Below are 13,764 nucleotides of genomic sequence, written 5' to 3'. Positions count from 1 at the left end.
GCCTTGTTGTTGTGATTATTGTGGTCAGTCATCGTATGACCCCGTAATTGTTACCGCAAGCGTCATGTGCACTCCTTTTTCGCCGGCAGCCAGATGACGCCCTGCCCCCTCAAGACCAAGCAGCCTCAGCCGATACGCTGCCTGACTAAAACAACAGTTGTCTGCCCAAGAGGCCCTTCATGTCTTTACGCCAGTTCACCATCGCCCCGCGGGCTGCCTGCGGATTCGCATTGATCGCGTTAATGGTCGCGTTCCTAGGTATTTTCTCGCTCGCCACCATGTCGAGCATCCGCGACCGAGCGTCAGCCATCGAAACCGATTGGGTACCGAGCATCCGTACCGTCGACACCATTCGCGAGAACATGCTGCGCATTCGCACCATCTCCCTGCGCGTGGCGCTCGATCCCGACCCCAAGAACATCGATACCTATGTGGGCCAGTATGAGGCGCGCAACAAGATCCTGATGCAGAACATCCAGGACTTCGAGCCGTTCATCGACACGCCGCAAGAGCAGCGCATTTACGATCAGTTCCGCAAGGACTTCGCGGCCTACCAACGCGGCATGGCCGAGTCCTTCGTACTGGCGCGCAACGGTGATCGGGAAGCGCTGAACAAGCTGCTGCTGGTGGACATGAAGCCGGTGGTCGATGGCACCGGCGCCCAGCTCGCCGAACTCGGCGAGATCTATAGCAAGGGCATCGAACAGGAAGGCAAGGTGTCGGCGGATGAATACGCTCAGTCGCGCCTTATCGTCATGGCCGTCATCCTGCTGGCCGCCCTGGTGACCGTGCTGCTGGCCTGGTTGCTGACCCGCAGCATCGTCGGGCCGCTGAAGAATGCCGTGCAAGCGGCGCAGCACGTCGCCGACGGTGACCTGACCAAACGCATCGAAGTCACCGGCAGCGACGAGGTCAGTCAATTGCAGGCCGCGCTGGCGCGTATGCAGCAGCGTTTGCGCGAAACCCTTGCAGAGATTTCCGGCTCCTCCACCCAGCTTGCCGCCGCGGCGGTGGAGCTCAACGCCGTGACCGAGGAAGCTGGGCGCGGCCTGCAACAGCAGAACGACGAAATCGAACAGGCGGCCACGGCCGTCAACCAGATGAGCGCCGCGGTCGACGAAGTGGCCCGCAATGCGGTATCCACCTCGGAAGCGTCCAAAGCCTCCAACCAGTCGGCTCAGGTCGGTCAGACACGCGTCGCGGAAACCATCGCAGCGATCAGCGACCTGTCGGGTGAAGTGGAAGGTACTTCGTCGCTGGTGCAGCGAGTGGCCGAGCAATCCCAGGAAATCGGCAAGGTGCTGGACGTGATCCGCGCTATCGCCGAGCAGACCAACCTGCTGGCACTCAACGCGGCCATCGAGGCGGCGCGCGCAGGCGAATCAGGCCGCGGTTTCGCGGTGGTGGCCGATGAAGTGCGCGCCCTGGCCCATCGCACCCAGAACTCCACTCAGGAAATCGAGCAGATGGTGTCCAGCATGCGCACCGGTGCCAGCCAGGCACTGACCTCGATGCAGGCCAGCAACCAGCGGGCTCAGGCGACACGCGAATTGGCGCAAAGCGCCGGCACCGCACTGAACGAGATCACCAACGGCATCAGCGAAATGTATGAACGCAACCTGGTGATTGCCAGCGCGGCGGAAGAACAGGCCCAAGTCGCCCGTGAGGTCGACCGCAACCTGGTGAACATCCGCGACCTGTCGGTGCAATCCGCCACCGGCGCCCACCAGACCAGCGCGTCGAGCCACGAGCTGTCGCGCCTGGCCGCAGACCTCAATCGCCTGGTGGGTCGCTTCAGCGTTTAACCCGACCTATCGCGCAATAAAAAAAGGATCGCCGAGGCGATCCTTTTTTGTGCAGCCGTTACGCAAACAAGGCTTAGAGCGACTGATCCCAGGGACGGTCGCCGTGCTCGTCCTTGATACGCGTCGGCAGGCCCATCACGTCCAGCGCCTTGAGGAACGGCTCAGCGGGCAGTTCCTCGACGTTGACCATACGCTGCACGTCCCACTCGCCGCGCGCGACCAGCAGAGCAGCCGCCACGGGCGGTACGCCGGCAGTGTAGGAAATACCCTGGCTGTCGGTCTCGGCAAAGGCGTCTTCGTGGTCGGCCACGTTGTAGATGAAGACTTCGCGCGACTGGCCATTCTTGGTGCCTTTGACCAGATCACCGATGCAGGTCTTGCCGGTGTAGCCCGGCGCCAGCGAGGCGGGATCAGGCAGCACGGCCTTGACCACTTTCAGCGGCACGACCTCGAGGCCTTCAGCGGTCTTCACCGGTTGCTCGGAGAGCAGGCCGAGGTTCTTCAGCACGGTGAACACGTTGATGTAGTGCTCGCCGAAGCTCATCCAGAAACGCACGTTGGGCACGCCCAGGTTCTTGGAGATAGAATGCACTTCATCATGGCCGGTCAGGTACAGATTCTGCTCGCCGACGACGGGCAGGTCATCGGTGCGCTTGACCTCGAACATGGTGTTGGTCGTCCACTGGCTGTTCTGCCAGCTGTAGACCTGGCCAGTGAACTCGCGGAAATTGATTTCCGGGTCGAAATTGGTGGCGAAATACTTGCCGTGGGAGCCGGCATTGACGTCGAGAATGTCGATCGAATCAATGCGGTCGAAATGCTGTTGCTGGGCCAGTGCCGCATAGGCATTGACCACACCCGGGTCGAAGCCCACGCCGAGAATGGCGGTGACGTTCTTCTGCTGGCATTCCTCGAGGTGTTTCCACTCGTAGTTGCCATACCAAGGCGGCGCTTCGCAGATCTTGCCCGGTTCTTCGTGAATGGCGGTGTCCAGGTAGGCCACGCCGGTATCGATGCAGGCACGCAGCACCGACATGTTGAGGAAGGCGGAACCGACGTTGATGACGATCTGCGATTCAGTCTCGCGGATCAGCGCCTTGGTCGCCTCGATATCCAGTGCATTGAGCGAGAAGGCCTGGATGTCGGCGGGAACCTTGAGGCTACCCTTGGCCTTGACGCTGTCGATGATGGCCTGGCATTTGGAGATGTTCCGTGACGCGATGGCAATACGACCGAGTTCGTCGTTGTGCTGCGCGCACTTGTGGGCCACCACCTTGGCGACACCTCCTGCACCAATGATAAGAACGTTCTTCTTCAATTGTTTCACCCCCAGGGAACTGCGTTTTAGAGACGTTTACAGGGTGGATCGGGGCGGCGCGAAGCCGACACTTTCTCATCCACCGGTTTAAAAATGGTGATGCTGTGGTGGACGGCTGAAGCGCCGTTCACCCTACTGATCAGCTAAGGCTCGACAGGTAATCGTCGAAGCCGAATTCACGCACCACCTCGACGCTGCCGTCGAGCTGCTTGACCGCGATAGCCGGCATCTTCAGGCCGTTGAACCAGTTCTTCTTGACCATGGTGTAACCCGCCGCGTCGACGAACGACAGGCGATCGCCAATCTGCAGCGGTTTGGCGAATGGGTACTCGCCGAAGATGTCGCCGGCCAGGCAGGATTTACCGCACACCATGTAGGTGTGCTCACCCTCGCTGGGGGCCAGCTTGGCGTTGAGGCGATAGATCAGCAGGTCGAGCATGTGCGCTTCGATGGAGCTGTCGACCACGGCCAGGTGCTTGCCGTTATAGAGCGTGTCGAGCACGGTGACTTCCAGTGAGGCGCTGCCGGTGATGGCTGCTTCGCCCGGTTCAAGATAGACCTGCACGCCATACTTCTCGGAGAACGCTTTGAGGCGCGCGCAGAAGGCGTCCAGCGCATAACCTTCGCCGGTAAAGTGAATGCCGCCACCGAGGCTGACCCACCCGACCCTGTGCAGCAGGTGGCCGAAGCGCGTTTCGATATGGCTGAGCATTCCATCGAACAGACCGAAATCGCCGTTTTCGCAGTTGTTGTGAAACATGAAGCCGGAGATCTGATCGATCACCGCCTCGATCTTTTCCGGGTCCCACTCGCCCAGGCGGCTGAACGGACGCGCCGGATCAGCGAGCAGGTAATCGGAGCTGCTCACCTGCGGATTCACGCGCAGGCCGCGCACCTTGCCCGCCGACGCTTGGGCATAGCGCTCGAGCTGGCCGATGGAATTGAAGATGATCTTGTCGCAGTTCGCCAACATCTCCTCGATCTCGTCATCGGCCCAGGCCACGCTGTAGGCATGGGTCTCGCCGGCGAACTTCTGGCGGCCGAGTTTGAGCTCGTAGAGCGAGCTCGATGTGGTGCCGTCCATGTACTGCTGCATCAGGTCGAACACCGACCAGGTGGCAAAGCATTTGAGTGCCAGCAGCGCCTTGGCACCGGAGTGTTCGCGCACGTAGGCGATCTTCTCCATGTTGCCCAGCAGCTTCTGTTTGTCGATGAGGTAGTACGGCGTTTTGATCATTGCGCAGTCCGTAATAAAGGTCGGCCAACAGGAGCCCGCCAGCCTCCTGAAAAAAGCGGACGCGAATTGTGCCGACAACCGCTGCAGATCGAAAGGCCACTGGGCATATTTTGTCCATTTGCAGACATGTGACGCCGCAGCGCGGACCAATAGCCGTCGATTCGCCGCCGAGCATGCCCATCGGCGATGACGGAGGCATGACAGTCGGCACGTGAGGTCGTGACTTAGAGAATCGAATGGCTTTCCCGTACAATCGGCGTTTTTTCAAAATCGAGCGACCGCCCCGCGATGATCGATCCCAAACGCGTATTGCGCGCCCTTGCCGAGCACTGGGCGCTGCTCGAACCGCTCTGCGAACACTTCGACGCCGGCACCCTGAGCCTGGTGGAGCTGCGCAACCAGCTCACCGCCCAACTTCCGCCGCAAAGCACGCCGGTAGACGTAACTGCCTTGCTCGATCAGTGGATTCGTCTGGACATTCTGGTGCCGGTGGCAAAGAGCCCCAACCGCTTCGAGCTCAACGCGCAGATCCACGACTTTCTCGCCTACCTGCGCCGCGAGCACCGCCTCGGCCTGTGCCTGGAAATCGAGGCCTACCTGCGCCACCTCGAGCGCCTCGCCGGCTATATCCAGGACGCCTTCGAGGTCCGCGACGGTAATGATCTGGCGCGCCAGTTGCGCCTGCTCGACATGCGCGTACGCGACGTGTTGAAGAAACTGGGCAACGATGAGCAGGCACTGATGGGCGTGGCCGAACGGGCCAAGACCAGCGACCGGCAGATTCCCCTGCGTCAGCGTTACGCCGAAGTGCTGGCCACCTGGGACGAATACGTCGAACCGATGATCCAGCTGGTCGCCGCCGACGGCGCCTTCGAGCAAGGCGTACGCCGTGTCGAACAGGTGCTGCTCAAGCTGCTCGGTGAACAGCAGCGCCTCGGCCAACTGGTCGATGATGACCTGCTGCTGCGTACTCACGCGCGCATCCTGGAAATGCAGACCACCGCCCAGCTGACCCTGCGCAAGGCCCGTGAGCTGCTGCTGCCGCTGCGCGAGGAAGCGCGCCGCCACAACGCCGTGACCCGCGGTGCGGCCCTGGCGCTGTCGGTGATCCGCAAGAAAGGCATCGACGCCGTGCCGCAAGCGGCCATGCCGCTGTTCAGCCGACCACAGAGCAACTTCCTCGGCAGCGCATCGCAGGTCGAGGCGTACGTTTATGCCCTGGCGCGCTTCGAGGCCAAGCCCAATCACTTCCCGAAAGCCACCGGCAAGCGCAAGGGCGACAACCCACGCGCCCCGAAGACCGCGCGCGAGATGATCGAACGCTGCGAACAGTCGCTGCCGCTGCCGGATTTGATGACCTGGCTGCTGGAGCAGGAGCCCGAAGGCGCCACTGACGAGCTGCTCTACTGGTTCTCGCGGCTGTCACGCGAAGGCCGCTTCCAGCGCGATCGCCTGGAGCGCCAGGTCTACCTGACCCGCGAGCACGAGATCAGCATCAGCTCCTATGCCCTGGTGGGCCGGCCCAATGGCTGATTTTTACGTAGGGTGGACAACGCTTTTTTTGTCCACCTTGTCGATTGCCGGGCGGTGGACGGATGAAGCGTCGCCCACCCTACTCCAGCCCGCCATCAGCCCTATCAAATTCTCAGGTGGAAAGCGCTTCGCGCCGTTCACCCTAAGACTGCCCGTGAGCATGACGCATGAACATTGATTTGAAAGAAATGACCCAGCTCGCGGCCATCTTCCGCGAGCTGTTCAAGGGCTATCACCTGTCGCGCAGCGAACCGGAATGCTACGCCCAGCTCTCCACGCTGCAGGACCAGTACCGCGCCCTGTTCAAGGCCATGGGCTTCGAGCTGGTATGCGACCCGCGCGGCTTCTACTATTTCGTGCCCGAGCAGGCCGCTGCGCAGGTCAACAAGACCGCCCAGCGTCTGGCGCTGTTCACCTTCATCCTGGTCGAGCACCTGGCCGACCAGGGGCGCGACCCGCTTTCCGTGCTCGACGGCGGCACCATCGGCCGTGATGAGCTGCCGGCGCTGCTCGACAAATACCGCGACCTGTTCCTGCAGGCGGAAGTGACCACCCACGAAGAACTCGAAGACAAAATCATCCGCCGCCTGACCCAACTCGGTTTCGCCGAGGACAGCAACGGCGTGTACCGCTTCCTGCCGCCGATGCACCGTTTCCTCGATGTCTGCCTGTCGGTGCAGCACGACCGCGACCTGGCGGCCAGCCTGCACAGCTCCGATCTGCCATTGCCGGCTCCGGTGCTGATCGACGACGACAGTGGTGACCCGATCATCACCCTCGACGAGGGCATCGAAGAATCCGAGGAGGAGGCCATAGCTCGTGCTCTGGCTGAAGAACGCGCCGCACAGGAGCAAGACGCATGACCCAGGAACGCTACGGCATCCGCCGCTTCGCGCTGCTCAACACCGCCGGCTACAGCCTCGGCCTGTTCCCGCTGGAAAATCCGCTGTCGGTGTACGGCGCCAACAACCTCGGCAAGTCGGCATCGATCAACGCCCTGCAGTTTCCGATCCTGGCGCGCATGTCGGACATGAGTTTCGGCAAGTACAGCCTCGAGCAGTCGCGTAAGTTCTACTTCGCCACCGACACCAGCTACATCCTCGTCGAAGTCGTCCTGCCCCACGGTTCACACGTGATTGGTGTGGCTGGTCGCGGCCCGGGCGGTGGTTTCGGCCACCAGTTCTTCGCTTATGCCGGCGAACTGGATCTGGATCACTACCAGCAGAACGGCACCTGCCTGCGGCAGCGCGAACTGTTCAAGAACCTCGGCCAGGCCGGCATCACCGCCTACGAGCTGAAGCCGGATGAGTTGCGCCGCCTGCTGGTCGGCGGCCACACCAGCATCCCGCTGGACCTGACCCTGATTCCGCTGCGCTCGACCAGCGAGCAGAGCCTGAAGACCTTCCGCGCGCTATTCATCAACCTGCTGCACATGCGCGAGATCACCGCCGCCAAGCTCAAGCAGCTGTTCCTCGATGCCTTCGAGCACAGCCTGCGCTCCGGCAGCGTCGACTACATCGCCGCTACCGAAGAAGCCTTCCGCGATGTACGCCGTATGGAGCAGGATTACCAGGCACTGGTTACCGCTGGCCCGCTGATCGAAGCCCTGGCGTCCGGCGTTGCCCAGCGCGAACACCTGCGCGGCAAGCTGCATCGCCTGTCGCCGCTGCTCGACTCGCTGCTCGGCACCTGGCACGACTACGCCGGTGCCCGCAAGGAAGAGCTGGTGATCCAGGCCGAGCACTACCGCAACGAGCAGGACGGCCTGCAGAACGACCAGCGCGGCGGCACTCAGGAACTGATGCGCATGGAGCGCGAGATCAGCGAAATCCAGCGCTGGCTCGGCGAGCTTGCGGTGCTGAAGAATCGCTTTGCCCTGGTCGACGACGTCAAGGTGCTGGAAGCCCAGCTACTAGCCGCCAAGGATGCCCACGACGAGCTGGCGGGTGCGCTTGCGCAGTCTCGCCAGTTCTCCAGCGAGGATCTGGACGAACGCTTGCGCGATCTGGAAAAACGCCTCAAGTCGGTCAAGCAGCAGCTCGACCACGCCGATAACAACAGCTACTCGCGCCTGCGCGAAGAGTTTTCCCAGGCTGACGTCGACCGTCTGATGCGCCTGTTCAATGGCCAACTGTTCAGCCTGCCGCTGGGCGAAAAAGGCATTCAGCTCGACGACGGCGACGTCTGGGTCAAATCCCTGGAAGCGATCCTCGATGGCTTCAAAGGCGAGCGCTTTCAGGTGCCCGGCCTGGACATCGATTTGTCGCACATCGAGCCGCCGGCCCTGCAGGCACTGGCCGACCGCGCCGCCCTGCGTGACCAGAAAGACCGCCTCGACCGCGAATACAAGCAGCTCAAAACCCAGCAATCGGTCGCCGCCGACCGCGCCGCGAGCAAAGCCCAGGCCGAGCAGTTGTACCAGGCGGTACTGGATGCCCAGAAGGCGTTGGAAGAATTCCGCCGCAGCCAGACACTGGCCGCCGAGGAAAACGGCAAGCTGGAAAAGCTGGCACAACTGGAAGCCGCCCAGGACGAGCTCACGCGCGCCAGTGATGCCTTCACCGAGCGCGTCCAGCAACTCTCCGCCAAGCTGCAACTGATCGGTCGACAGATCGCCGATCTCGAGGCCAAAGAGCGCACGCTGGAAGATGCCCTGCGCCGCCGCCAGCTGCTGCCCGCCAACCTGCCTTTCGGCACGCCGTACATGGAGCCGGTCGACGACTCGCTGGACAACCTGCAGCCGCTGCTCAACGACTATCAGGATAGCTGGCAGGGTCTGCAGCGCGTGGATGGGCATATCGAGGCGCTGTACGCCCAGGTGCGCCTCAAGGGCGTCGCCAAGTTCGACAGCGAAGATGACATGGAGCGCCGCCTGCAACTGTTGGTCAACGCCTACGCTCACCGCCAGGACGAAGCCCTCACCCTGGCAAAGGCCAGACGTGCGGCGGTCACCGACATCGCCCGCACCCTGCGCAATATCCGTAGCGACTACGACAACCTCGAGCACCAGCTCGCGCTGTTCAACCGCGAGATCAACAAGCGTCAGGTGTCCAACCTGCAGAGCTTCCGCATCGTCCTCGCGCCGAACAAGGATGCCCTGCGGCACATCGACCAGATCATCCACAGCGCCGGGCAGTACGAAGAAGGCGAAACGCTGTCGGTATTCGACCTGCAGCAGAGCAGCGATCAGGATGCCAAGAACGAAGAGGCCAAGGAATACCTGGCGCGCCTGGTCGCCGCCAATGGCAACCAGCTGGGCCTCAAGGACCTGTTCGAGCTGGCCTTCGAGATCACCAAGGTGCATGGCCAGCCGGTGATTCACACCGACATCGACGGCGCTGCCTCGAACGGCACCACGATGACCATCAAGGCGCTGACCAACATGTACCTGCTGCTGCACCTGATGGATCGCGATCAGGCCGGTCGTGTGCGCCTGCCTTACTACCTCGACGAGGCAGCGGATATTGATGAGCGCAACCAGCAAGCGCTGATCGAGACCAGCCTGCAACTGGGCTTTGTGCCGATCCTTGCCTCGGTGAAACCGCAGGTGTCGGCCACTGTGGCCATCGACCTGGAAGGTGGCAGCGGGCCGAACGGCATTTACATTGACGAAGCCGACTGGAAGTACATCAAGCGCCGTGAGCAAGCCGAGGCGCCGGCGAGCATCGAGCCCGCCTGATATCGCTTTGGAACGTAAAAGGCCCGCGTTTTCACGCGGGCCTTTTACGTTCATATTGCCTGAAGGCTTTCGAGCTAGAGGCCTACAAGCCTGTGTTCAACATCGCAGGAGCGAGGCGCAGCTGCCCTCACTTCGGCAAGGCGATTTTCGGCGCCCACTCGAGCCACTCCGGCTGCGCTTCATCGAATAGCGCGAAGGTCTGCCCGGCTCTTGCCGTGTTGCTGTCGGTCTCTGGCGTCGCGAAGGCAACGCCACCAGCAATCAGGGTGTCCAGGGACTCGGTACGCACCGTCAAACCCTTGAACAAGCCCACATCAATACCGAAACCCGAGCTGTTCCAGAAGCGGCTGCCGGTTCTTACCAGGCCGGCGTAACGCGGCTCGATAAGTACCTGAATCAGCACCCGATCCGCAGTAGCCCCGAGCTCGTAGCCCGTCACCTGGCCGACCTGAATTTCCCGGTAGGTGACCGGCGCTCCAGCCTTCAGCGAACCGAGTCTGGCGGCGCTCAATACCAGCCGCAGCCCCGGCTCATCGACGACCGGTTTGGGCGCGCTCTTCAAGGCGAAAAATTCGGTCTGCCGCCCTTGCTGCTGCTCTGACGGAAGGACCTCGATATATTGCCCACTGATCAGCGTATCGAGATTCTGCGCTCCGGCCAGGCTCACCTCAGGCTTCACAACCCAGAAGCGCGAGCCAGGGCGCAGCACCTGTTGGGCAGCAGTGGTGAGACGACCATGGAGCATCACCGCCTGCAGGTCAGCGGTTAACTCGACGCCGTCGATCGTGCCGATCTGCAAGCCCTTGAAGCGGATCTCGGTGCCTGGCGAGAGGCCGTCGCCGCGCTCCACGCGGATGCTCAGCGCATCGCCATGCTGCATGGCCGCATCACGATCGGTATACAAGCCAAAGCGTTGCACGCGCTTCTTGTCGGCCGGCGCTTTCAGGTCATCGGTTTCGAACGCGATGCCACCCGCCATCAGCGTCTGCAACGACTCACTCTTGACCTCGATACCGGAAAGCCCACCCTTAAGGGTGATACCGCTGACGTTCCAGAAACGCGTGGTACGGTTCACCAGCCCGGCATATTCCGGCTCGATGTGCACACCGAGCACCACCTGTTTGTTGTCCCGGGACAACTGGTAGCTCTGCACGGTACCCACTTTCATCTGCCGGTAGAGGATCGGGCTGCCGACGTCCACTGAACCCAACGTGTCGCTAAACAGCACCAAGTGCAGACCTTCCGCGCCGAGATCGAGAGGTGGCGCCTTGGTCCGTGCCACAAACTCGCGGCGCGGCGTACCGCCCAACTTGCCCGGACGCATGGCGATGTAATTGCCTTTGACCAGCGCCTCCAAACCCGTGATCCCTGCCAGGGAGATCGACGGCTTGACGACCCAGAACTGGCTGTCTTCGACCAGGTAGTCTTCCGCCAGCGGATCCATGGCCAGCTCGGCCGTGGCGCTTTTCAGATCCGCATCGACCTTCAGGTTCTTCAACGTACCGGCTTGAATACCTTTGTACATCACTGGTGTGCGCCCTGCCTGCAGGCCCTCGAAGTCAGTCAGTTTGACTACGGCCTTGATTCCCGCCTGCGCGGCATCAAAGTCTTCGTAGAGCCGAAAGGGTTTGCTTGGATCGGTAGGCGGGCTGTCCTTGCGATGCTCCGGTGTCGCAAAGGCGATACCACCGGCGACGATGCTGGTCAGCGATTCGCTACGCACCTTCACCCCGGAGAAATTGGCGTCGATACTGATGCCACTGGCGTTCCAGAAGCGCGTGTGCTTGCGTACCAGATCGGCATACGCCGGTTCGATGAACACTTTCACATCAACCGACGTTTGATCGTCGTTCAGGGCAAAACTCTTCACCCGGCCGACCTGGATCTGCTTGTAGAAAATCGGGCTGTCCTTGTTCAGCGAACCAAGCCGCTCGGCCTTGAGCACCAGGTGCAGGCCAGGCTGGCTGTCCGACAACGGCGGCGCTTGCGGCAACGCCTTGAACTCATAGGCAGGCTCCCCGTCCCCAGGACTCACAGCAATGTAATTGCCGGAAACCAGGGTCTCCAATCCAGTAATGCCAGCCAGACTGACGCTTGGCTTGACCAGCCAGAAACGTGTCCCGGAGCGGAGCTGATACTCGACATCCTTGCTCATTGCCAGGGTCGCAATAACACCCCGCTGCGCTTCGCTTTGATCCAGTCCCAAAGCGGTCACCCTGCCGACCGACATGCCCTTGTACACCACTTCGGTCTTGCCTGCCTCGATGCCTTCGCCACTGGCAAATACCACCTGGACCTCGATACCGGCCTCGCTGTAGGCACGCCAGCCCAGCCAGCCACCGATGAGCAAGGCGATGATCGGCAGTACCCATATGGCAGACCAATTGGAAGCCGGACGCGTCCTGGCGGTGGGCAGATCATTCATGGTCGTCATCCGATTCCGTGTTATCCCAAATCAATCGAGGGTCAAAGGTAAGCGCCGCGAGCATTGTCAAGATCACCACGCTGGCGAATGCCACAGCGCCAATCCCCGGCTCGACGCTTGCCAGGCTGCCGAATCTAACCACGGCCACCAGAATGGCAATGACAAAAATATCCAGCATCGACCAGCGCCCGATCCATTCAATGAAGCGATACATCAATATCCGCTGACGCACCGACATCGGCTGATGTCGCTGCACCGAATAAAGCAACAGGCCAATACCCACCAGCTTGAAGGTAGGCACCAGGATGCTGGCGATGAATACCACCGCAGCAATCGGCAGCATGCCATTCTCGACCAGGCTGATGACACCCGACATGATGGTGTCCGGTTGTCCCTTGCCGAGGGAGTTAACGGTCATGATCGGTAGCAGGTTCGCGGGAATATAGAGAATGGCTGCGGTGATCAGTAACGCCCAGGTGCGCACCAGACTGTTGGGTTGGCGCGGGTGTACCCGTGCACCGCAACGCGTACAGAATTGCTTCTTCACTTCAGGCTGGTGGCGATTCAACTGGTGGCATTCGTGACAGATCAGCAGACCGGCATCAATGGCGCGCACTGATATCCTCCCCAGCGAGGGCTTTCCAGATCTGGTGAGGTGACATCGTCACTTCCAGCCAGACCTGCACCAACAACAGCGCAATAAAACAGGCCAAGCCAAAGCCCACCGATAAAGCCGCCATATCGGCCAGTTTGACGATCGATACCAGAATGCCGATCAGGTACACCTCCAGCATCCCCCACTCGCGCATGTGGTGATAAATGCGATACAGCAGCAATCCGTAACCACGGCCGACTTTCAGGCTAATACTCAAGAGCACCAGAAGCTGACAAACAAGCTTGAGCAGCGGCACCGCCATACTGCTTAGGAACACCACCACGGCGATACTCTGCATGCCGCTGTCGTACAAACCGAGCACACCGCTCCATACCGTGTCATTGGCAGTTTGCCCTAACAGGGTCAAGTGCATGATCGGCAGGAAATTAGCGGGGATGTACAGAAGAAGCGCAGCCACCACCAGGGCCAGGCTACGGCGAACAACCTGATGGCGATGGTTGTACAGTTCATAGCCGCAACGTGGGCACTCGACACTCTCCCCATCACTGATCGCCGGCTTGCGCATCAGCAGATCGCATTCATGGCAGGCGACCAGCTCCGTCAGAGGTATTTCAGCTAACGATTGCTGCTCGGCCGACTCGGGCATGGATGAATTCTCGGAAGTATCGAATCATTCTAAACGAGACCCGGGAAACGGCGCACAGTTGTAGCGATTATTTGCGTTTGCTGACATTTCCAGCCTAGCGCCGTGCTCGCCGGGCTAAGCTCTTCGATAACTCATATGAGCGCCAGAACCTCACAGTCCCGGGTTACGCCTTCGGCTAACCCAGGCTATAAAACCTCCACGCTCGCGTAGGGTGGAAGACGCTCCACCCTTCCACCACAAGATCGCCACTGCCCTCACCTGGGCGTGCTGCGTAGCCTGGGTCGAGCGAAGCGACACCCGGAAGTGCCACAAAAGCGTCGCACTTTAGGCTTTTGTCTGCGCCCACGGCCCCGCCTTTTCTTTTCCCCTGGCGGCTGACCTACTTTTCCGCCGCCACAAAGACGAAACCCCAGACCTCTGTCGAGATCTGGGGTTTCTAGTAGAAGCTTGACGATGACCTACTCTCACATGGGGAAACCCCACACTACCATCGGCGATGCATCGT

General features: G+C 61.1%; 9 protein-coding genes. 4 read left to right on the top strand and 5 right to left on the bottom strand.

Annotated elements, in window-relative coordinates; genetic code table 11:
• Positions 1–179: 179 nt before the first annotated feature.
• Positions 180–1,805: a HAMP domain-containing methyl-accepting chemotaxis protein gene (locus BLS60_RS00045; protein WP_070881149.1), complete on the top strand. Its 1,626-nt coding sequence runs from the start codon at positions 180–182 to the stop codon at positions 1,803–1,805.
• Positions 1,806–1,878: 73 nt separating this feature from the next.
• Here the strand turns inward: BLS60_RS00045 and BLS60_RS00040 are convergent, their stop codons facing one another.
• Positions 1,879–3,123: a saccharopine dehydrogenase family protein gene (locus BLS60_RS00040; protein ID WP_092365199.1), complete on the bottom strand. Its 1,245-nt coding sequence runs from the start codon at positions 3,121–3,123 to the stop codon at positions 1,879–1,881.
• A gap of 139 nt (positions 3,124–3,262) precedes the next feature.
• Positions 3,263–4,360, bottom strand: coding sequence for a carboxynorspermidine decarboxylase (locus BLS60_RS00035; protein WP_070881148.1), 1,098 nt, complete (start codon positions 4,358–4,360; stop codon positions 3,263–3,265).
• Positions 4,361–4,648: 288 nt separating this feature from the next.
• Here BLS60_RS00035 and mksB point away from each other — a divergent pair, with 288 nt between their 5' ends.
• The 3 genes from mksB (at position 4,649) to mksF (ending at position 9,572) form a co-directional block, all read left to right on the top strand.
• The gene (mksB, locus tag BLS60_RS00030; RefSeq protein ID WP_070881147.1) at positions 4,649–5,893 is read left to right on the top strand and encodes an Mks condensin complex protein MksB; all 1,245 of its coding nucleotides are present in this window, start codon (positions 4,649–4,651) and stop codon (positions 5,891–5,893) included.
• A gap of 167 nt (positions 5,894–6,060) precedes the next feature.
• Positions 6,061–6,756 carry an Mks condensin complex protein MksE gene (mksE, locus tag BLS60_RS00025; protein ID WP_092363297.1) on the top strand — a complete coding sequence of 232 codons (696 nt, stop codon included), beginning with the start codon at positions 6,061–6,063 and terminating at the stop codon, positions 6,754–6,756.
• Entirely contained in the window at positions 6,753–9,572 is a 2,820-nt protein-coding gene (mksF, locus tag BLS60_RS00020) for an Mks condensin complex protein MksF (protein WP_092363294.1), read from the top strand. Before mksE ends, mksF begins: the two co-directional genes overlap by 4 nt.
• 127 nt (positions 9,573–9,699) lie before the next feature.
• On the opposite strand, the gene BLS60_RS00015 is transcribed toward mksF, so the two are convergent.
• The 3 genes from BLS60_RS00015 to BLS60_RS00005 are packed head-to-tail and all read right to left on the bottom strand — an operon-like array spanning position 9,700 to position 13,259.
• Positions 9,700–11,997 (bottom strand): PqiB family protein, encoded by a 2,298-nt coding sequence (locus BLS60_RS00015; protein ID WP_092363291.1) that lies wholly within the window; start codon positions 11,995–11,997, stop codon positions 9,700–9,702.
• Complete coding sequence (locus BLS60_RS00010) at positions 11,990–12,613, bottom strand: paraquat-inducible protein A (protein WP_070881143.1); 624 nt, start codon at positions 12,611–12,613, stop codon at positions 11,990–11,992. The genes BLS60_RS00015 and BLS60_RS00010 overlap by 8 nt, the downstream gene beginning before the upstream one ends.
• Entirely contained in the window at positions 12,600–13,259 is a 660-nt protein-coding gene (locus tag BLS60_RS00005; RefSeq protein ID WP_092363288.1) for a paraquat-inducible protein A, read from the bottom strand. Before BLS60_RS00005 ends, BLS60_RS00010 begins: the two co-directional genes overlap by 14 nt.
• Positions 13,260–13,764 lie beyond the last annotated feature (505 nt).

This window comes from Phytopseudomonas seleniipraecipitans, assembly GCF_900102335.1.
Classification (GTDB): domain Bacteria; phylum Pseudomonadota; class Gammaproteobacteria; order Pseudomonadales; family Pseudomonadaceae; genus Aquipseudomonas; species Aquipseudomonas seleniipraecipitans.
This window is presented reverse-complemented; position numbering and strand designations above follow the sequence as displayed.